We start from the raw sequence: 20,414 nt of genomic DNA on the forward strand, positions 1-20,414 counted from the left end.
CGGGCTCGCACTTCGGGAGCGTGGCACAGCCGTCGCGCCGCACGGAGCGGAGTCGAGGAGTGTTCACCAGCCGTACTTGCCAGGTCACGCCTCCGCCGACACCCCGTCATGCGGTGGTCACCCGGGTCTCCGCCGAGGCGAACGGCACTTTCGCCCCACAGGACGAGGCGAACGGCACTTTCGCCCCACAGGACGAGGCGAAGGTGCCGTTCGCTCCACCCGGGGCGAGCCTCCGCCGCGTCGGACGGAGTGATTGCGAGCCGGACACGATCCGCCCGGAGCGGCGGCGCGGCCGCATAGGGTCTGCTGCCGTGGAACAGCGACGCCTCGGTGACTCCGGTCTGGTCGTGAGCGCGGTCGGACTCGGCTGCAACAACCTCGGCAGGCCCGGAACCGGCACCGAAACCCTCGAAGGAGCCCAGGCGACCGTCGGCATCGCGCTGGACTCGGGCATCACACTCTTCGACGTCGCCGACGCTTACGGCTCGCCCCGTGGGCGCAGCGAAGAACTGCTCGGCCACGCCCTCGGCCGGCGCCGCGACGAGGCCGTGATCGCCACCAAGTTCGGTACCGACATGCAGGACTCCGGCCCCGGTTACACGGCACGCGGTTCGCGTCTCTACATCCGCCGAGCCGTGGAGGCCTCATTGCACCGGCTCGGCACCGACCGGATCGACCTCTACCAGCTGCACCGGCCCGACCCGGGCACGCCGATCGCCGAAACGCTCGGTGCGCTCGACGACCTCGTCCGCGAAGGCAAGATCCGCTACGCCGGGCTGAGCAACCTCGCGGGCTGGCAGCTCGCCGACGCCGCGTGGACCGCGCGATCCGGTGGGCTCACCACGCCCGTCTCGGCCCAGAACCACTACTCCCTGCTCGCCAGGGACACCGAACGCGAGGTCGTGCCCGCCTGCGAACGGTTCGGTATCGGTCTCCTGCCGTACTTCCCGCTGGCCAACGGGCTGCTCACCGGCAAGTACGAGAAGGGCAGGAAAGCGCCCCACGGCAGCAGGCTCGCCGAGCGGTCCCGCATGCTCGACGAGGCTCCCTGGAACCGCATCGAGCAACTCCGGAGCTTCGCAGACACGCGCGAGGTACCCATGACGACCGTGGCCGTCGGCTGGCTGCTCTCCAGCCGCGTCGTCGGCTCGGTGATCTGCGGTGCCACCACGCCCGAACAGATCCTCGGCAACGTCGCCGCAGGTCGATGGCGTCCCACCGACGGCGACCGCGCCGAGATCGACTCGATCTGCCCGCCCTACCGCAACTGACCGGGCCCCACACGCCCTCACCTCCACCCTGTGGACAACTCCACCCCCTGTGGACAGAGGGGTGGCAAATTCGCGCGAATTTGCCACCCGGCGGGGGTGACGAGGTGTGATCGGGGGCGTCGCTCGGATGGAGGTGTGGTGTGGCTCCGGTGGCCGTCGCGGGCAGCGACGCGAGCACACCACCATCGACGCATGGAACTCCTCGTGATCGCGGCACTGTTCGCAGTCCTCGCGTTGCTGGCCGCGCTGCCGCTGATGGTGCTGCTCAGCATGGCCGAACGTGCACCGCAGCAGGTGCGGCTCCGCGACCGCTGATCACCCGCCCGTCGGGCGTTAGAGTGACCGGCGGTCGAGGTGCACCCTCGGCCTGCCGCGCACAGCCCGGCGGCGAACCAGCGAACGCGAGGAGACCCAGCACCCATGCAGATCACCGAGACGGCGGCGCTCGTCACCGGCGGAGCCTCCGGGCTCGGCGCCGCGACCGCCAAGGCACTCGCCGGCCGCGGCGCCCGCGTCTTCGCCGTGGACCTTCCCGACGTGGTCGCGAAAGCACCCGTCGTCGACGGCGTCACCTACTGCGGGGCCGACGTCACCGACGCCGACCAGGTGCAGACCGTCGTCGAGCAGGCGTCCGGCGCCGGTGTCCCGCTGCGCACCGTCGTGAATTGCGCAGGCATCGGCCCCTCCGCTCGCATCGCGGGGCGCAAGGGCGTCCACGACTACGACCTGTTCCGCAAGGTCGTCGAGGTCAACCTGATCGGCACCTTCAACGTGCTCCGTCTCGCCGCCGAGGCCATCGGCAAGACCGACGCCGACGGCGAGGGTCAGCGCGGCGTCATCATCAACACCGCTTCCGTCGCGGCCTTCGACGGGCAGATCGGTCAAGCCGCCTACGCCGCGTCCAAGGGTGGCGTGCACAGCCTCACGCTTCCCGCCGCGCGCGACCTTGCCTCCAGCGGGATCCGCGTGATGACGATCGCCCCCGGCATCATCGACACGCCCATGCTCGCCACCGTCGACGAGGAGTTCCGGGAGGGACTCGCGGCCGGTGTGCCGTTCCCGAAGCGCCTCGGCACACCCACCGAGTACGCGGAGCTCGCGGTGATGATCGTGGACCACGACTACCTCAACGGAGAGACCATCCGTCTCGACGGCGCGCTCCGCATGGCCCCGAAATGACCGCGTGAGCCTTTTTGGTGGCTATGGCAACCACAAAGGCTCACGCCTCGTTACAGGTCGTCGGCGTGTGGGACGCGGAGGACGTCGTCGGAGCTCATCCAGCGCCGGATGGCCAAGGTGGCTCGGACGTCGTCCTCGTTGTAGGTGCGCAGGCGCTGTCGCTGCGACTCCTGCGGGGCGTCGCCGTCGAGGCCCACCGCGTCCCGGTACCAGCGCATCGAGTTCTCGCCGCTGGCTTCCGGGTCGCGCCACCCGAATCCGGCGCTGGGCGCGATCACCTTGAGTCCCTTGCCGTTCGGGCACAGGAACTGGTCGCGCACCGACGCGAACAGGTCCACCCATTCGTCCGAGCCGATGAACTCACGCACCTCGTCCAACGGCGGGATCCCGGGCTTGCCCGCGAACCGTTCGGCCGAACCGAGCAGCCAGCGGTTCTCGGCGAGTTCGTTGTAGCAGTAAGCGCGGAACGTCAGTCCCCGCTCGTGGGTGCGGCGCCGCACCGCGGACAACCACGTCCAGAACTCGGCGAACGAGCGCGCCTCGTCGTCGGTCGGCAGCGGGTCCCAGGTGGTGAAGTCCCGGTACCCGTGTTCCTCGTCGGTGTCCACACCGGACAGCCAGCAGCCCCACATGTAGGCGCCGTCGTCGGCGTAGCTCTCCATGTCGATGTCGACCTCGACGTCGCCGCGCGGAACCTCGACCTCGCGCACCCGGCGCACCAGCGGGAGCTCGTGCAGCCACGCCTTCGCCAGCAGGATCGCGTCCGCCGTCCGTGTCGCGGCGAGTGGTGCGGCTTCGGCCTCCGGCCCGCTCAGTGCAGCCAAATCGTCCACAGTGGAGACGCCGGCCGCACGGAGCAGCGCCGCGTCCTCGCCGCGCACGACCAGGCTCACGTCCCGTGCCGCGCGGAGGTCGGCCGAGCACGTCGGCCACCACGGGCAGCCCTTGCAGTCGGTGATCCGGGAGGCGTGGGCCAGCGGCTCGGCGCCGCGAGCGGCGGCCGTGGCCACGGCGAGTCGGTCGGCGAAGCGAGCGTCGTACTCCTCCAGCGCGGTGCGCCCGCCCGGCCAAGTGCCCGCGTCGAGGTCGTGCCAGAGCACCACGTCCGCGTCGACGCCGATCACCCCGCCGCGCAGCCGCCCGGAAGTGCTCATTCCGCACGCCTGCAGCATCCGCGTGGCGTGCGCGAGTCGGAGCACGTCACGAGGCTGGGCACGCGGCTTGCGGGCCGCGTCCGTTCCGGCGTCGGCCGGGGTCAACGGCGCCGCCGAGTGCGTCGGCGCCTCAGGAACCGGGGACGTGAGTGCTCCCGAACCCGGGTCGGTGGTTTTGTGCCGGACGACCAGTACGGGCACGTAGCCGTCGTCGACCCGCACCAGAAGGTCGATCGAGCCGCGACGCCCGCCGTCCTCGTCGGCGGGCAGCTGGGGCTGCGACACGAACGCCGCCTCACGGCGCATGGCGGTCAGCGTCGCCTCTTCTCGCGCGCGCCGACCCGCGTCGCCGGGAATCCTGACCCAGCCCTCGCCGAACAGCGCGCCGAGCCGCTCCGCGACGGCCCTCCGGTGGTCGGTGGCGTCGGCGATGCGCTGCTCGACACCCGGATCGGGCGGCGCCTGGTCGGCATCGCGCATGGCCGGGTCGTGCTCGAGGTGCACCCGGCGACGACACCGTGTGACGACGCCCGCGTCGAGCAGCACCTCCGTGTCCATGCGAGCAGGGTAGGTGCTGGTACCGACAGCCGCGTCCGTCACCCCGGTGACGCTGCGTCGACACCCGGGCCGCGTGCTGTGTAGTCACGCTGTCGGCGGCATAGAGTGATCGGGCAACGGTCAGCCGCAGGCGAGTCGGAGGTGCCGGTGATGGCACGGTCGGGGAACAAGCAGTCCGAGGACGAGAACACGGGTGACACGGGAAGCGCCGCGACCACGGAGAGCACCCTGGCGCAGGGCCTCCGGAATCTCGTCCCGACGCAGGGCGGCCGGCCGGAGCCGGCGATCGTCGAGGTGCACGAGCCGGACTTGGTGCCGACCCGCAAGGAACTCAAGCGGATGAAGCGTCGCACCAAGCTCGACAAGAAGGCGGCGAAGACCGAGTCCAAGCTGCTCAAGCAGGAGGACAAGGCACGCAAGAAGGAGGCGAAGGCCTTCGAGAAGGGCGACTACGGCCGGGTCTCGCCGAGTTCGGCGAAGCGGATCATCGCCATCGCGAAGGTCGTGGGTCCGGTCGCCGCCCCGTTCCTGATTCGGGGAGCTGCGTCTGCCAGGGAGGCCGTGGACCGGATGCGCGCCCGCAATCTCGGTGTCCCGGTCGACGACCTCGGTCGCTACACCGGGAAGGGCGCCGGGCTGCACGCGCGGATCGCGGGCGACGCGGACGCCCTGCACGACCTGCGGACGCGGTCGAAGGGGCGCACCGATCAGGACGCGGTCGCCGCCGACCAGTTCGCCGAAGCCGCGGAGAAGCAGCTCACCCAGTTGCAGAGCGCCGTGCGTGCGGCAGAGCGGATGCCCGCCGCGCGTCGCCGCGCCGCGCACAAGGCGGTGGACGGGGAGCTCTCCCGCATCGAGCAGGACCTTTTCCGTCGCCTCGGCGTCTGACAGAGCGTCTGGGGGCTTGGGGACGTGGTCCGGTACCACCCGCGCGGGTGACCGTGCCCTACGGGCAAAAGAGCCAGTTCCCCAATGTGCGCTGTGAGGTTCCGCTCGTGTCGTGCACGGCCTGACGGGAGTTCTGAGTCACCCGGCGAGGGACTGGCCGACGGTGAGCATTCGGAGCGCTCGGGCGGTGGCGGAGGCGAGGAGTTCCGGCGCTTCGGTGATCGCTTCGGCGAGGGCGAGCGGTCCGTCGACGATGCCGACGAACGCGTCGATACCGGTGGCGTAGCTGGTGTCGGCGCCGGCTCCGATGGTGCCTGCGAGGGCGATGACCGGTTTGCCGTGGTTCTTCGCGCGGCGCGCGACCTCGGCGGGCACTTTGCCGCCCGCGGTGGAGGCGTCGATGGCTCCTTCGGCGGTGATGACGAGGTCGGCGTCGGCGAGCCGGTGGTCGAGGTCGCCGGTGTCGAGGAGCACGTCGAAGCGGGAGGCGAGCCGCGCGCCGAGCGCCCCTGCCAGACCGGCGCCGAGCCCGCCGGAAGCGCCGCCGCCGGGAGCGAGGCGGAGGTGTTCTCCGTTCGGAAGCAGCGCCGCCCAGTTCCGCATGGCGGAGGCCAGCGCCTCCACCTGTTCGGGTGAGGCGCCCTTCTGTGGACCGAACACGTGTGCGACGCCCCCGGGTCCGCAGAGTACGTTCGCCGGGTTCGCCGCCACGACGATGTCGACCTCACCCAAACGCCGGTCGAGTTCGCTGACGTCGAGGGTCCGGGCCCGCCCGACCTCGTTCCCGCCGTGACCGATCTCCGCACCGGCGCCGTCCTGCACGCGCGCACCGAGTGCCTGTAACGCTCCGGCTCCGCCGTCGCAGACACCGGAGTCCCCGCAACCGACGACGATGCTGGTCGCGCCGGTGTTCAGCGCGGCGGCGATCAGTTCCCCGACGCCTCGGCTGGTCGTCGCACCGGGGTCGCGCTGGTCGGCCGGAACGAGTCCCAGCCCGGCAGCGGCGGCCATCTCGACGAAGGCGGTACCGCGATGCGCCCCGCCGAGCAGGGCGAAATGGGACGGCACCGGTGCACCGACCGGCCCGGTGACCTCGACGGGCACGAGCCGTCCGCCGGTGCTGTCCGCGAGGAGCCTGGCGGACCCTTCGCCCCCGTCGACCAGCGGCACCGTGTCGGTGGCGGCGTGGGGCAGCGCGCGACGCACCCCGCGCTCGATGGCCGTGGCGACGGCGTCGGCGTCGAGGCACTCCTTGAAACCGGTGGGGGCGATGACGATGCGCATCGGTACTCCATTCAGGACGGACCAAAAAAGGGACGGACACTGTGGACTCGAAATCAGTGCAACGGGAGACCGAGCAGCGGCCAGACGGCTACGGAGAACAGCAGGACAACGGCGACGAGCAGTGGCCCGAGGAAGGCGGACAGGACCAACAGGTCCGTCGAGCGGTAGGTCGGGGCGTCGATCCGGGAGAACACGGCCACGGGCTTCGCCGAGGAGGTCAGCGTGTGGCAGAAGCCCGCTGCGGCGGTCGAGGCGAAGGCGAGCGCGATCGGGTTCATCCCGGCGGCCAATGCCGCGGGCACGACCATCGGAATCAGCACGGACGAGCGCGCGGACCGGGACTGCACCACGAGGTGTGCGGCGGCGCTGACCGCGACGACGCCGACGACGAGCGCGTACCCGCTGCCGACGAGCACCGCGTCCGCCAGCCATTGCGCGGCTCCGCTCGCGACGAGCGCGCCACCCATCGCGGCAGTGGTGGCCATGAACACCAGCAGGGACCACGGGACCTCGGAGACCGCACGCGACATCGAGACGACTCCGCTTCGCGGCGCGGCGAGCACCAGCGCGGCGGCGAACGCCGGCAGCGGTGCCGGGATGCCGTGCCACTCGTTCGTGGACCAGGTCAGGACGACGACCGCCAGCAGCCAGGCCGCACGGGTTTCGACCGGCCGCCACGTGTGCGGCACGTCCAGCTCGGTCCGGAGCAATGCGGACGGCACGCGGAGCGGCTCACGCCGGTCGCTGGGTCGGGTGTGCAGCAGCAGGACGAGTTCCGCGGCGAGGTGGGAGGTCACGACGGCCAGCGGCAGGCCCCACAGCAGCCATTGCGCGTAGCCGATGCCGGAGCCGGTGGTCGCGGCGAGGATCTGGCTGGTGATCAGGTGCGCTCCGGCCCCGACGAGGGAGCCGACGGCGGAGAGCAGGATGACGGTGGGGATCAGCAGCGCCAACGCCCGCACGAGCCGCTCCCGGCGCCCGAAGACGTCGGCGAGGGCGCTGTGCGCAGGCACGGCGAGCGCGGCGCGGCCGCTGGTGCTGGGCACGAGCAGCGCGCTGACGACCAGCGCGACCGTGATGAGGTGCGCGAGCTGCCGCGGTGTGCGGGCGCGGGCGGTGAGCGCGGCGACGAGTCGCCCGGGCAGCCCGGTCCTGGTCAGACCCGCGGCGAGCAGGAACGCCGAGAACATCAGCCAGATCGGCTCGGCGCCGAACGCGGTCAGGAGCTCGACCGGTGTGAGCACGCCGAGCAGCAGCAACCCGGAGGTGGCGGCCACGGCGACGTGGACGTCCTCGAATCGTCCGCTGCACCACGCGACGACCGCTGTGGCGAACACCAGCAGCGTCATGCTCGCGGAACCCTCCGGCGGAGTGCCGTCCGACGTGAGCACCCACGCGAGTCCGCTCAGCACTGCCACGCCGCCGGTGGTGATTCCGACGGCCCACCCCGCACCCGAGCGCGGGTCTACCCGGGGTGGACGCCGCCGGGGGCTTGTGGAGAAGTCGGTGTGCGGCCGGGGTGGCGCGCTCGTCGTGTCCTGCACGATCCCCACGGTCCGACCGGGGGCTGAGCGGTTCGTGAATGGTTGATGAGCGAACCTTCATGTCCGGTTCGTCCCGGCGGTGATCTGCGAAATCGGCGATCCACACCTGTGGACAACTTGCCGCTCAGCCGTGCACACCTGTGGACAACTCAGCCGGCAAGCCCGAGTTGTGCACAGCTGTGGAGGGAGTTGTCCACAGGTGTGCACAACCGAAAGAGCGCGTGAGTCTTTGTGGTGGCTATAGCAACCACAAAGGCTCACGCCCGGTCGCCGAGGCGATAGCCCATGCCGCGAACGGTGTCGATGCGCCCGTTGCCGATCTTGCGGCGCAACGCCCGCACGTAGACGTCGACGACGTTCGATCCGGGATCGAAGTCGTAACCCCACACCTGCGAGAGCACCTGCTCGCGGGAGAGCACTTGGCCGGGGTGGCGCAGGAACAACTCGAGCACCGCGAACTCGCGGGCAGTGAGGTCGATGGTCGCGTCCGGCACCTGTGCGCGCCGCGTGCGCAGGTCCAGCGACAAGTCACCGGAGCGCAGCACGGTCACCTCCGGCGTCCGCTCGGCGGGGCGCAGCCGAAGTCGGACCCGCGCGAGCAGTTCCTCGAACCGGAACGGCTTAGTCATGTAGTCGTCGGCGCCGCCTTCCAGGCCCGCGACGGTGTCGTGCACCGTGTCGCGCGCAGTCAGGATGATCACCGGCACCTGCGAATGGCGTGCCCGCAGGGTTTGCAGCACGGAGAACCCGTCCCGGTCCGGCAGGCCCAGGTCCAGCACGACCAGGTCGACTTCGGCGCCGAGCACGTGATCGAGCGCGGTGGCGCCGTCGGCGACCGCCACCGTGCTGAATCCGTTGGCGCGCAAACCCTTCTCGATGAACGACGCGATGCGCGCCTCGTCCTCGACGATCAGGATGGTGCTCACGGGTGGTCCTCGCTCTCGGCGTTCGCGGGTCGGCGGGTCGGCAATTCCAGCCCGAAGGTGGCGCCCTCGCCGGGATCGGAGAGCACGCGCACCCGCCCCTGATGCGCTTCGGCGATGGCCTTCACGATCGGCAGGCCGAGCCCGGCCCCGGTGCCGGAGCGGCTACGCCCGCGCGAGAACCGGTCGAAGAGGCCTTCGACCTCGGACGGCTCCACGCCGGGGCCTTCGTCGGTGATCCACAGCGTCGCCGTCCCGAGGTGAGCGGCCGAGCCGAAACGGATCCGCGAGCCGGGTTCGGTGTGCTGGACCGCGTTGTGCGCGAGCTGCAGCATCGCCTGGGTGATGCGTTGTTCGTCCACGTCGATCTCGCCCTCGCCGACGTGTTCGAGAACCCACGTGCGGTCGCCGAGCGTGCGGATCTTGGCATCCACGTCGCTGGTCAGCTCCGGGAACGACACCGGCGCAGGATGGACGAAGTCGGGCCGGTCGGCCTTGGCGAGCACCAGCAGGTCTTCGACGATTCGGGTCATCCGGTCGAGCTCGTCGGTGCACAGCCGCACGACCTCCTCCTGCTCGGTGGGATCGGCTTCGAGCAGTTCGAGGTGCCCGCGCACGATGGTGATCGGAGTGCGAAGCTCGTGGCTGGCGTCGTCGACGAACCGCCGCTGCGTGGCGAACGCGTCCTGCAGCCGGTCGAGCATGCTGTTGAACTGCTCGGCGAGCGCGGCGATGTCGTCCCTGCCGTGGACCGGGATGCGCTGGGTGAGGTCGTGTTCGCCGATCTCCGCCGCGGTCTGCCGGACCTGGCGGACGGGGGCGAGGATCGCGCCTGCCACGACCCACGAGGCGATGGCCGCGAGCACGACGCCGAACGCGCTGACGATGATCAGGGTGCGGACCGTGCGGTCCGTTTCGGCGAGCGCGGCTTCGGGGAACTGGGCACCGATGAACCAGCTCGGCTCCGCCCCGGGTGCGGTCACGGTCGAGACCCGGACCCAGCGCATCGGCCCTGCCGCCGTGTCGACCGTCCCGTACGCCTCCGGGGAGTCCACGATGCGTTGCAGCACCGCCGGATCGTCCGAAACCTCGCGGACCAGTCCCGGCTGCGCCTGGTTGGTGTGCCGCAGCCCGTTCTGGTCCCGCCACACGCCGATGAGCGCCTCTCCCGAGTCCGGGTACTGGCGTTGCAGGAATCCGGTGAACAACTCCTCCGGTGTGGTGAAGAGGCTGCCGGTGGTGGGGTCGCGCCCGGTCTCGGCGAAGGTGACGAACTCGTTGGCCTCCTGTTCCAGCGCGGCGGTGACGTTGCGTTCGGTGTCGCTGTGCAGGAACTGGCGCGCCAGCAGCACGATCGCCACCAGCACCACGACGAGCACGAGCAGCATCCACCCCATGATCCGGGCGCGGGCCGGAACCGCCGGACCTCGCCGCTGCTCGGTGGTCTCCGACGTGTCCCGGTCCGACTCGTCTGTGCCGGCCGAGGCGTGCCGTGGCTCGGTCGTGCCCGCCGTGCTGCGGCGCGGCTCAGTCGTCATGATCGTCCAGGTCGTCGAAGTCGTCGTCGTCCGGTGGTGGCGGCGGCAGGTCCGGCGGCGGCTGCTCCGGCGGTGCACCCTGCTCAGGCGGCGCGCTGGGGTGCGGTGCGGGGTTCGGATCAGGACCCGGTGACACGCCCACCTGCACCTCGGTCGGGGCCTGCGGCGGCCTCGGCGAGTCCGTGAGCGCGTATCCGGCCACGATCGCGACGACGGGCAGCGCCAACGCCGCGACCAGCAGGACGATCCTCGGAACCGATCTCATAGCCCCCACTGTCGTCGACAGCACCTCACCCCAGCATGAAGGCCGGATGAGAACTTTTTCATCTCGGGGCGCTCGGGGACGGGAATCGTCGATCGCCGGTGGGCGGTCGGTAGCGGGCGTTAACCTGCACGACGACGGAGCGGGGCGGTCGGGGAGAGACTGGGATGAGCGAGAGCAGTGGCCACGAGCAGCGGTTGATCGACTGGACCGGTGAGCGTTGTGTGCCCTGGGCGGACGACGTGCAGGTCGTCTACGAGCACTACCACCGGTACGCGTTGGCGTCCCGGTTCGCGCGCGGCAAGCGTGTCCTCGACCTCGCCTGCGGCGAAGGGTACGGCTCGAAGCTGCTGGCGGCCGAGGCGTCCACGGTCGTCGGAGTCGACATCGACGAGCGTGCCGTCGAACACGCTGTTCGCACCTACGGTGACGAGGGGCTGCGGTTCCGGACGGGGTCGATCACCGATCCGGACACGCTCGCCGACGAGCCGCCGTTCGACGTGATCGTGTGCTTCGAGGCGATCGAGCACGTTGCGGACCACGAGGCCGTGCTGCACCTGGTGAACTCGCGGCTGACGAGCGGCGGGCTGGTGTTGATGAGCACCCCGGACGCCGAGGTCTACACGGGCGAGCACGGCAACGACAATCCGTTCCACGTCAAGGAGATGTCGCGCGGGCAGTTCGAGCGACTGCTGCAGGGTTCGTTCCGGCATGTCGCGTTGCTCGAACAGAACGTGGCCGTCGGTTCGTTGCTCATGCCTGCCGAACGGGACGCGGCGAGCGACGGCGTGCACCTGAACACGTTGCGGCGCACTGATTCCGCAGCGGCGTGGCAGGTCGACGAAGGTGTCCCGCACACGTATCTCGTCGGTCTCGCGTCGAACCGGACGTTACCGAAGCTGCCTGCCGCCGGAGTGTTGCTCGACGCCGACCAGCACCTCGCCGACCGCCGTCTCGTCGACGACGCCACCGAGGACGAGACGGAGTCGCTGGTGCGGGAGCGGGATGCCGCCGTCGAAGACGTCTCCCGTGTGAACGAGCTGTATCAGCGAAGCCGTGGCGAGGCCGAGGAACTCAAGACGTCCATCACGCAGCTGGAGCAGCTGCGACGGGCCGAGGAGAATCGTGCCGACGACGGCCTGCGGGAACGTGGACGACTGCGGTCGGAACTGGAGCGTCTCGGCGGCGAGCTGCGCGACGCGGGACGGGCCGTCGAGCGGGATGCGGCGCGGATCGAGTGGTTGCGGGACAGCGCGGCGGCGGTGGAGCGGCGAGCGGCGGAGGCCGAACGCCGGGTGAGCGACCTGAATGCGCAGAACGCGGAGCTCACAGCGCAGAACTCCGCGCTGGTGCAGCGTGCGGTCTCGAAGTACCGCCGTGTCGTGGAGCGAGTCGCCCCGCGCGGCACCACGCGCCGTGACGTGTACGAGTTCGCCCTCGGTCGTCCGACGGGTGTGCTTCCGGAGGCGCAGGGCGAGGCCGAGACGGGCCCGATCGCGGTGCCGCGCAGCGACGATCCGCTCGTGAGTGTCGTGATCCCGGTGCACGGCAAGTGGGCGTACACGCGGCAGTGCCTGCGGTTCCTCGGCGGCCATCAGGTCTCGGTGCCGTTCGAGGTGATCGTCGTGGACGATGCCTCACCGGACGAGACGGCGGCGATGCTCGCGCAGTGCCCCGGAGTCCGGGTGGTGACGGCCGAGCGCAATCTCGGTTTCATCGGGGCGTGCAACCTCGGTGCCGAATACGCGCGCGGTGAGCACGTGTTCTTCTTGAACAACGACACCCAGGTCACGGAGTCCTGGCTGGACACATTGACGTCCACAATGGAGTCGAACGACCGGATCGGCATGGTTGGCGCGAAACTCGTCTACCCGGACGGGACGCTCCAGGAGTGCGGCGGCGTCGTCTGGTCCGACGGGCACGGATGGAACCTCGGTCGCGACGGGGTCGCGGACGCCGCCGAGTTCAACTCGGTGCGCGACGTGGACTACTGCTCGGGTGCGGCGATCCTCGTCCGCGCCGAGTTGTTCCGGGCCATCGGCGGTTTCGACACTCGGTTCGCCCCGGCGTACTACGAGGACACCGACCTCGCGTTCGCGGTGCGCGCGGCGGGTTTTCGCACGGTCGTGCAGCCCAAGGCCGTCGTCGTGCACCACGAGGGCGTCTCGAACGGCACCGACCTCGGTGGTGGCGTCAAGAAGCACCAGGAGCTCAACCGTGCGGCGTTCGCGGAGAAATGGGCGGACGTCCTGCGGGCCGAGCACTTGCCGGAGGCGTCACCACGCAACCTGTGGCTCGCGCGGCATCGCGGGACGCACGGGCATTTCGGGCCGATCGCCGTGGTCAAGGACCACCAGGTGCCGCGCCCGGATTTCGACTCCGGTTCGGTGCGGATGCGCCGGATTCTGGAACAGCTCGTCGAACTCGGGTGCCGGGTGGTGTTCTTCCCCGGCAATCACGCGCGGCTGGAGCCTTACACGACGGAGCTGCAACAGCTCGGTGTGCTCGTGCTGCCGGAGCCGGAGTTGCAGCAGGCGTTCCTGGCGGAGGCAGGCTCGCAGATCACGGTGGCGTTGTTGTCCCGGCCGCAGGTCGCCTGGAGCCTCGTGGAAGAACTCCGCACGGCCGCGCCGCAGTGCGTCATCGCCTACGACACCGTGGACGTGCATTTCCTGCGTCTGGAGCGGCAGGCCGAGGTGTCCGAGCGTGCGGACGACGGCGAGTCCGCGAAGGCGCTGCGGCGCAAGTCTTTCGCGTCACGACAGATGGAGTTGGGCCTGTTGCGCTCGTGTGACGTCACGTTGGTGGTTTCGGAGGCCGAGCAGGTGTTGCTGCGGGAGCTCGTGCCGGAGGCCGACGTCCGCGTGCTGTCCAATGTGCACGACGTCGCGTGGGACTCGCCGGATCCGGCCGAGCGCAGCGGTGTGCTGTTCGTGGGCGGTTTCGACCACCCGCCGAACGGGGACGCGGCGGCCTGGGCTGCGCGGGAGATCATGCCGCTGGTGTGGGACCGGGTTCCGGACGCGGTGTTGCACGTCGTGGGCAGCAATCCGACGAAGCAGGTGCGGCAGTTGGAGCGCGAGGGCGTCGAGGTGCACGGCTGGGTCCCGGATCTCGACCCGGTGTATGCGCGATCCCGCGTGACGGTGGCGCCGTTGCGGTTCGGGGCAGGGGTGAAAGGCAAGGTCGGCGAGAGCCTTGCCGCCGGTGTCCCGGTGGTGGGCACGCCGGTCGCCATGGAAGGGATGCATCTGGAGACCGAACGTGACGTTCTGGTCGCCGAGGACGCGGCGGGCTTGGCGGATGCGGTGGTCCGGTTGCTCTCCGACGACGAGCAGTGGCGCCGGTTGTCCGCTGCGGGCAAGGCGGGAGTGTCCGCGCAGTTCGGCCCGGATGTCTCCCGTGCAGCATTGGCGAGCGTCTTGCACACGGCAGACGTCGTGGCTTTTTAGGCGGTCCACAAGGTGATTGGCGTTGGTGGCTGCTTGGCGGAACCTCACTTCGCGGCCGGCTGCGGGGAAGGGGCCGTCGTCGTGTCTTGTCAGCGGCGGAGCCGCTGAGCGTTCACCACGGACGCAGCCGGACCACCGGCGGGTTCTCAGCGCCCTCCTCGCGAGGACAGCGGTTTCGCAGCGTAGGTGGCTACTCGAGAAACCGATCCCGCAGCGAGGAGGGCGCTGAGGTTCCGCTACCCGACCACCAAGCCAGACCTACTCTCAGCAGCGTCGTGTCTTGTCAGCGGCGGAGTTCGTTGACCATCTCATCGACCTTGGCTGCGAGCTTACGGCTGTCGGTGGGGGCGAGGGTGAACCATTCGCGCCCGTCGCGCCCGGCTTTCTTCTCCATCGTGTAGCTGCCGGTGTCGTTGCTGAAGTACTGCACGTTGTAGGGCAGCTTGTGCACGCGCCGCACGCGTTCGTCGTACGCGCGGACGGTGACGACGCCTTCGGTGGTGCGCTGGTTGCTCAGCGCGTCGGTGAGCGTTTGTGCGTCGTTGCGGGAGATTCGGGCCGCGCTGAACGCTTGTTGCATACCGCTTCCGGAGGCCGCGCGACGTCGGGCTTGTTCGATCTGCTCGTTCGGGACGCTGACGGACGCGCCTCGTCCCGGCGCCAGGTCGCCGATCGTGTCGGTGACGTTGCTGGCCAGCCCGACGCGATTGTTCCGGCTCAGCACGATGTTCTCGATGTCTTCGGTGTCGTCGGCGTCGGCTTGCCTGGCGCGCAGGACGGTTCGCCCTTGGTCGACGAACACGGCGTTGTAGGAGGGCCCGCGACTCGAGTGTGTCGCGAGACCCACCGCGAGTGGTGGCCGGGACAGCGCGTACCAGGCGTCCTCCACGACGGGTTCGAGATCGTTGTGATCCATGAGCCCGATCGAACGAAGGTGGTTGCGCCCTTCGTCGGTGGCGGCGAGCCTGTCCTCTTCGGTGGCGCTCACCGGTAGACGTCCGACCCGCAGCATCGGGTGCGGGACGAGGTCCATCCGTTCACTGAGGAACATCGCCGCGTGCGGCGACAACGTGATTTCTCCCCCGGCCATGTTCTCTGCGAGTTCCTTTCAAAAGGCCTGCTGGGTGGGCGGGTGGCCCGCCGGTGGTCGTCCGTGGTGATCGCTCAGCGGTTCCGCTGAGCGATCACCACGACAGCCGGTCCTACCAGGCCCCTCAGCGACCCTGTTCTTCGTCAGGGGCGCCGAACACCGGTGGCGCCACCTTCTTCATGTCGTTGGTGAACACGTCGTCGTTTTCGAGGAGCCAGCTGGGGCGGTCGTGCTCTTGCTCGTCGCCCTGGCCGCCACCGGCGCCGCGAGCTCCGGCACCGCCCATGGCGCCGCCCGCACCGCCGCGCGCTCCGCCTGCGCCGCCGGCTCCCCCTGCCGCTGCACCTCCGGCAGCGCCGCCGCCACCGGAGCCGGGCATGCCGGTCCCGGCGCGTCCACCGGCGCCGAGCTGACTACCGCCGCCCGAGCCGCCGGCGGCACCGGCTCCGCCGCCGACGCCTCCTGCCATGCCACCGCGAGCGCCCATGCCGCTGCCCGCGCCGGGCATACCGCCGCGCGCGCCCGCGCCACCGGCTCCGCCGCCGACGCCTCCGGGACCCTTCGGGGCGACGGCCCAACGCCCGTTGTACGGGTTCTGCCGCATCCATTGCCCGGTTTTCGGGTCCTGGCGGTACAACGTGCCGTCGGGGCCACGGACGGTTCCCGGCGGAAGTCCGGTCGAGGGCGCCGGAGCAGGCGAGGAAGCCCATGCGGAACCGCTGCCTGCGGGCACACCACCCGACGAGGGCGCTGATGCGGTGGGAGCCGCGGTCGGCGTGGACGAGGCCCACGAGGACGACGACGACGCCGGAGTGCTCGGTGTGCTCATCGTCGAGTTGCCGAACTGGCTGTCGGCGGACTGATAGGTGTTGTTCGACTGCTGGGGAGGCGGCGGTGGCGGAGGCTGCCCTTCACGGGGAAGACCGTCGATGACGCCTTGCGTCTGGGAGTCGTAGCGCTCCATCGCCATGACCGCGCGGTCGTTGGTCGCGGTGAAGTCTTCCTGGCGTTCCTCGTAGTCCGACATCCACCCGGTCAGCGCGTTGTCGTCCAGACCCCAGTCCTCGACCCAGCCTTTCTGCGGCGGGTCGATCTGCACCGGACGCCCGTTCTCCAGCGACTCACCCTGCTTGGGAATCGCCATGAACGCTTCCTTCTGAAAGCCCGTCTGCTGGTCGAGTCCGGTGGCGGTGGCCTGGCAGTTCGCCTTCGCACCGTCGAAGTTCGGACGCATCTTCTGCATCGAGGCGGTGGCCGCATCGGCGGCGCGCCCTTCGTGCGCGGCTTCGGCTGCGCGCATCGAGCCCTCGATCTCGCTCCAGATGTCGCCGAAAGCCTTCTCCGCGTTGTGCCACACCTCGACACCGTTGCCGGAGGCCGAAGGCAGATGCCCGGCGTCAGCGGCACCGCCCATCTCGTGCCGGTACTGCCGCGACTGGCTCTGGTAGCAGGGAACCATGGTCATTTCTGTTGTAACCCCCTGAGATCGCCGTCAGGCCGCAGGCCACGACGGCATCGACAGTTCGAACATCTTCTTGTTGACCTCGCACGGATCGACCTCGCCGCTGTCCTCACTGGGTAGGAAGACCGTTGACCCGACGACCTGGTCAGGCTTGGTCGCCACCCAGACGTCGCAACTGCCGTTCATGGTGTCGTCTTTCGTGGCGATCACGGCGGGATGACCGGAGATTTCGAACTCTTCGTAGGTTTGGTACTGGTTTTTCGTGTCGTAGTAGGCCTGCAGCGACCGCCCCTCGACGGGCGCAAACGACACGGACAACGAGCCGTCGCTGCTCTCCCACGCACACGTGTCAGGCGCGTCCGGGTTGATGTTCTTGTCGTCGACCTCGCCGTTCGGCTCGACGCCTACTTGTGCGGCCGCATCCGGGGGGAGCAACTGGCAGACTTCCGGTCCGGCTGCGTTCTTGGGGTTGGACACCGAGATGCTGTTGCCGGGACGTTCAGGCGGCTGTTGCTGTGCCTCGGGAGAGCCAGAGCCTCCCGCCGCGCACCCTGCCGTCAATACAGTCGCGCTCGCGACCAGGGCGCAGCTCTTGAGCCGCATCTTCATCCGTCTTCACGCCTCTCGGTTGACGCGACCCGCGTCGATTGTTGCGCTGTCCTCTGCTCGGCGGTATTCCTCGAGTGAGGCTTGGTACTGCTTGATCTTCGCATCGAGCTCATCACGAATCGCGAAAGCGTTGCTCCGTAGGCTGCCCGGTTGATCACCCGACGCTTGGTCGACAAACGCCTTGTAGGCACGCTTGGTGGTTTCGTCCTGCGCGACGAGCTCATGTGGCTCAACGAGCGTCGCCTGTCGCACCAACGACTGAAGTTCGCTTCGCGCGTCTTCCAGCCGCTTGATGGCGGCTTCGAGTGCGTCGGGGTCGAGTCCGAATCCGGTCATGGGGTCCCCATCCTCCTGTGTCCGCAGATCCCGTGATCATCCTGCATGCCGGGTTGCTCGCGCGTGTCGGGTTTGGCGAGAAATCACTGTGGCATGGACCACAGTTCCGCCGGTTCCCGGCTGCCGGCAGCCTGCACCGACCGAACGTCACGCAGTAGTAATAGTGAGCATTGCCCACGTGGACCGCGCCGACTCGGTCGAGCGCGTCAGTCGCGGACGGTGGGTGGGGACTGCCCGAGCTGACCGGTCAGGATCTGCTGGAACAGGTCGCGCGAAGCGAGGGCGTCCGGGCTGCTCACGTCGACGATCACGGTCCAGTTGTGGCTCGTGTACGCCGTGCGCACGATGCCGCCGCCGGTGCTCACCACCGGAACGCCCTTGAACGACAGGTCCTCGACCTCGGCGAGTCCGGCCTGGCCCTGCAGGTACTTCTCCGTCAGCGCCCGCGCCCCGTTCTCGTCCGGCATCCGGATCGCGATCAGGGTCGTCTTCGGCTCGGTGCCGTCGGTGCCGTGGAACCAGCCGTCCACGAAACCGTTCTGCAGCGCGAAGTCCTTCACGTCCGGAGGCAGCAGCCCGCCCCGTGGACCCTCCAGGCCCGGACGGTCGATCAGACCGTTGAACGGGTGCGGCGGGCCCGGCGGCGGAGGCACCAATGCCTCCGGCCCCGCTGCGGCGGGAGCGGGCTTCGGTGCCGGTGGCTCCGGCAGCTCCGGAGTCGGGGGCGGCGGTGGCGGCGGCGGAGGTGCCGGGGGCTCGGCAGGAGCCTCGGTCTGCTGCGCCTGCGGCGGCTCCTGCGAACCGGACGAGGTCGTGAAGTAGAACACGCCCGCCACGGCGACGCCGACCAACAGGACCGCCCCCAGTGAGAGGCCGATCCACTTGCCCTTTCCTGCCCCTGACGAGGTTTCGAACACTTCCGGACCCTGACGCATCCAGCTCGTGTCGCCGTGCGTCGGCTCGTTCGGGTCGTCCCACGGAGCGCTCGTGCTCGCGGCACCGGCACCCCAGCCCTGCTGCTGAGGCCGGCCCCACGCGTTCGGCTGCTGCGGCCACTCCTGTTGCTGCGGGAACTGCTGCTGAGGTTGCTGTGCTTGCTGGCCTCGGACGTTGACGATCTGCGTGCTGTTGGCATCCGCCGGTGACTGCGCGCCCTGGTTCGCCGCCTGTCCCCAGTTGAACGCGGGCGGGAACGGGCTCTGCGCCTGCCCGCCCTGCTGGTCCTGTTGCGGGAATCCGGTGGCCTGCGGGCCTTGCTGCGGGAATCCGCCCGACTGCGGGTTCTGTTGCGGGAACCCGCCGGACTGCGGGCTCTGCTGCGGGAAACCCCCGGACTGCGGGTCTTGCTGTGGGAATCCGCCCGACTCCGGGCCCGGCTGCGGAAAACCCCCGGACGGCGGCTGCTGCTGCATGCCCTGCTGCGTTGCTTGCGCCCGCCCCATCACCGCGTCCCGGCGGGCGCGGTAGTCCTCCGCCGAGATACGGCCGGCTGCGAGGTCGGCGTCGAGTTGTTGCAGCTCGTCTTGCCAGGTCACCGATTCGCCCTTTCCGGATTTCGCGGTCGCACCCCAACTGCGACCGCCCGCCATTCTGCACCGCGGGCACCCGGTCCCGGGGCAGAACGCGGTAACGATCCGGGACGGCCGTCCGCCACTGCTGGTCCGAGCGCGGATGAAGCTTCCCATACGCGGCGCGGCACCCGTTAGTCTGTGCCGCGCCGGGGGAGGGTCAGCCAGATTCGAGGGGGTGCGTCGGTGCGCGACGCGAGGGTGGTGCACCACGAACCACACCGTTTCGCCCCCGTCGGACACGGCTTCGCGTGGTTGCGCATGATCGGCGCGCTGCTCGTCATCTACGGTCACAGCTCGCCACTGGTCGGCAACGGAGAGTTGATCCCTCCCGAATGGCCGGTGCAGCTCGACGACGGCCTGCTCATGGGATTCTTCGCGATGAGCGGCTTCCAGGTCACCGAGAGCTGGCTCCGCGACCCGCACGCGGGACGCTTCGCGGTGAAGCGAACGCTGCGGTTGTGGCCGCCGATGCTGACCGTGTCCCTCGCCGCGGCACTGATCGTCGGGCCGCTGGTGACCGCGCGGCCCACCTCCGAGTACTTCGCCGACCGCGACACCTGGGGCTACGTCCTCAACAACGCGGGAATGCTCACGCTGCAACACGACCTGCCCGGAGTGTTCCTCGACAATCCGTGGCCGGCAGCGGTGAACGGTTCACTGTGGACGTTGCCGATGGAACTGATCGCGTACGCGGGACTGTTCACACTGCTGATCCTCGGCGTCGCGAAAGCACGGTGGCGGTGGCTGTCGCTGGTCGCGCTGCTCGCGCTCGTCGCCGTGGACCGCAGGCTCGACCACGTCGCAGGGACCGAGGACGCGGGCTCGCTGCTGAGCGTTCCGGTCGAGTCACTGATCGCGTTCCTCGTCGCGTTCGCGCTCGGGGTGGTGCTGAACCTGTACCCGGTCCCGCTGTCGCCGACCGCCGCCGTATTCGGGATCGCCGCCTTCGCCGCGATGCCGAACACCGAAGCGGGCTCGTTCCTGATGACCTTCGTCGTCAGCTACGCAGTGATCGTCGCCGCGCACTACTGGCCCGCCCGGATCCAGGTGTCCGGCACGTGGGTCAACGGCAGCTACGGCGTGTACGTGTGGGGATTCCTCGTGCAGCAACTGCTGGCGATGGCCGGAGTGCGGAACGAATGGCTCATGCTCGCGTGCGCGGCGTCGATCGCCTACGTCCTCGGTGCGCTGTCGTGGGCGTTCGTCGAGGAACCGACGATGCGACTGCGGCACTACGTCACCCCGAAACCGCAGAACCGGCGTGAGCCCTTTTAGTTGCTATAGCCACCAAAA

The 20,414-nt window shown here is 69.7% G+C and carries 17 protein-coding genes; 6 read left to right on the forward strand and 11 right to left on the reverse strand.

Annotation, left to right across the window (positions count from 1 at the left end; genetic code table 11):
- Positions 1-311 precede the first annotated feature (311 nt).
- The 3 genes from GIY23_RS00320 (at position 312) to GIY23_RS00325 (ending at position 2,450) form a co-directional block, all read left to right on the forward strand.
- A complete protein-coding gene (locus GIY23_RS00320; RefSeq protein ID WP_154074835.1) occupies positions 312-1,271 on the forward strand; it encodes an aldo/keto reductase in 960 nt (319 codons plus the stop codon).
- Positions 1,272-1,463: 192 nt separating this feature from the next.
- The gene (locus GIY23_RS23155; RefSeq protein ID WP_267313230.1) at positions 1,464-1,586 is read left to right on the forward strand and encodes a hypothetical protein; all 123 of its coding nucleotides are present in this window, start codon (positions 1,464-1,466) and stop codon (positions 1,584-1,586) included.
- Between the two features lie 105 nt (positions 1,587-1,691).
- Positions 1,692-2,450 carry an SDR family NAD(P)-dependent oxidoreductase gene (locus tag GIY23_RS00325; protein WP_154074836.1) on the forward strand — a complete coding sequence of 253 codons (759 nt, stop codon included), beginning with the start codon at positions 1,692-1,694 and terminating at the stop codon, positions 2,448-2,450.
- A 50-nt stretch (positions 2,451-2,500) separates the two neighbouring features.
- Here GIY23_RS00325 and GIY23_RS00330 read toward each other — a convergent pair whose 3' ends face one another.
- Entirely contained in the window at positions 2,501-4,162 is a 1,662-nt protein-coding gene (locus GIY23_RS00330; protein WP_154074837.1) for a TM0106 family RecB-like putative nuclease, read from the reverse strand.
- A 150-nt stretch (positions 4,163-4,312) separates the two neighbouring features.
- Here GIY23_RS00330 and GIY23_RS00335 point away from each other — a divergent pair, with 150 nt between their 5' ends.
- On the forward strand, positions 4,313-5,050 hold the full coding sequence (locus GIY23_RS00335; protein WP_323847464.1) for a DUF6474 family protein: 738 nt from the start codon (positions 4,313-4,315) through the stop codon (positions 5,048-5,050).
- Positions 5,051-5,188: 138 nt separating this feature from the next.
- Here GIY23_RS00335 and GIY23_RS00340 read toward each other — a convergent pair whose 3' ends face one another.
- The 5 genes from GIY23_RS00340 to GIY23_RS00360 all read right to left on the reverse strand — a co-directional run bounded on the left by GIY23_RS00340 (position 5,189) and on the right by GIY23_RS00360 (position 10,604).
- Positions 5,189-6,334 (reverse strand): glycerate kinase family protein, encoded by a 1,146-nt coding sequence (locus tag GIY23_RS00340; RefSeq protein ID WP_154074838.1) that lies wholly within the window; start codon positions 6,332-6,334, stop codon positions 5,189-5,191.
- A 53-nt stretch (positions 6,335-6,387) separates the two neighbouring features.
- Complete coding sequence (locus GIY23_RS00345; protein ID WP_228717462.1) at positions 6,388-7,752, reverse strand: SLC13 family permease; 1,365 nt, start codon at positions 7,750-7,752, stop codon at positions 6,388-6,390.
- A gap of 383 nt (positions 7,753-8,135) precedes the next feature.
- Positions 8,136-8,804: a response regulator transcription factor gene (locus tag GIY23_RS00350; protein WP_154074840.1), complete on the reverse strand. Its 669-nt coding sequence runs from the start codon at positions 8,802-8,804 to the stop codon at positions 8,136-8,138.
- Positions 8,801-10,339 (reverse strand): sensor histidine kinase, encoded by a 1,539-nt coding sequence (locus tag GIY23_RS00355; RefSeq protein ID WP_154074841.1) that lies wholly within the window; start codon positions 10,337-10,339, stop codon positions 8,801-8,803. The genes GIY23_RS00350 and GIY23_RS00355 overlap by 4 nt, the downstream gene beginning before the upstream one ends.
- Positions 10,329-10,604, reverse strand: a complete 276-nt coding sequence (locus tag GIY23_RS00360) for a hypothetical protein (protein WP_154074842.1) — start codon at positions 10,602-10,604, stop codon at positions 10,329-10,331. Before GIY23_RS00360 ends, GIY23_RS00355 begins: the two co-directional genes overlap by 11 nt.
- A gap of 164 nt (positions 10,605-10,768) precedes the next feature.
- Here GIY23_RS00360 and GIY23_RS00365 point away from each other — a divergent pair, with 164 nt between their 5' ends.
- Positions 10,769-14,053, forward strand: a complete 3,285-nt coding sequence (locus tag GIY23_RS00365; protein WP_154074843.1) for a glycosyltransferase — start codon at positions 10,769-10,771, stop codon at positions 14,051-14,053.
- Between the two features lie 283 nt (positions 14,054-14,336).
- Here GIY23_RS00365 and GIY23_RS00370 read toward each other — a convergent pair whose 3' ends face one another.
- From GIY23_RS00370 to GIY23_RS00390, 5 genes are all read right to left on the reverse strand, one after another.
- On the reverse strand, positions 14,337-15,143 hold the full coding sequence (locus tag GIY23_RS00370) for an ESX secretion-associated protein EspG (RefSeq protein ID WP_154074844.1): 807 nt from the start codon (positions 15,141-15,143) through the stop codon (positions 14,337-14,339).
- A gap of 124 nt (positions 15,144-15,267) precedes the next feature.
- Positions 15,268-16,608, reverse strand: coding sequence for a hypothetical protein (locus GIY23_RS00375; protein WP_154074845.1), 1,341 nt, complete (start codon positions 16,606-16,608; stop codon positions 15,268-15,270).
- A 27-nt stretch (positions 16,609-16,635) separates the two neighbouring features.
- Positions 16,636-17,208 carry a DUF3558 domain-containing protein gene (locus GIY23_RS00380; protein ID WP_187351970.1) on the reverse strand — a complete coding sequence of 191 codons (573 nt, stop codon included), beginning with the start codon at positions 17,206-17,208 and terminating at the stop codon, positions 16,636-16,638.
- 12 nt (positions 17,209-17,220) lie between these two features.
- A complete protein-coding gene (locus GIY23_RS00385) occupies positions 17,221-17,550 on the reverse strand; it encodes a hypothetical protein (protein WP_154074847.1) in 330 nt (109 codons plus the stop codon).
- A 206-nt stretch (positions 17,551-17,756) separates the two neighbouring features.
- Positions 17,757-19,085, reverse strand: coding sequence for a hypothetical protein (locus GIY23_RS00390; RefSeq protein ID WP_154074848.1), 1,329 nt, complete (start codon positions 19,083-19,085; stop codon positions 17,757-17,759).
- A gap of 219 nt (positions 19,086-19,304) precedes the next feature.
- Here GIY23_RS00390 and GIY23_RS00395 point away from each other — a divergent pair, with 219 nt between their 5' ends.
- A complete protein-coding gene (locus GIY23_RS00395; RefSeq protein ID WP_228717463.1) occupies positions 19,305-20,396 on the forward strand; it encodes an acyltransferase family protein in 1,092 nt (363 codons plus the stop codon).
- Positions 20,397-20,414: the final 18 nt, after the last annotated feature.

Origin of the sequence: Allosaccharopolyspora coralli (assembly GCF_009664835.1) — a bacterium.
GTDB classification, from domain to species: Bacteria; Actinomycetota; Actinomycetes; order Mycobacteriales; family Pseudonocardiaceae; genus Allosaccharopolyspora; species Allosaccharopolyspora coralli.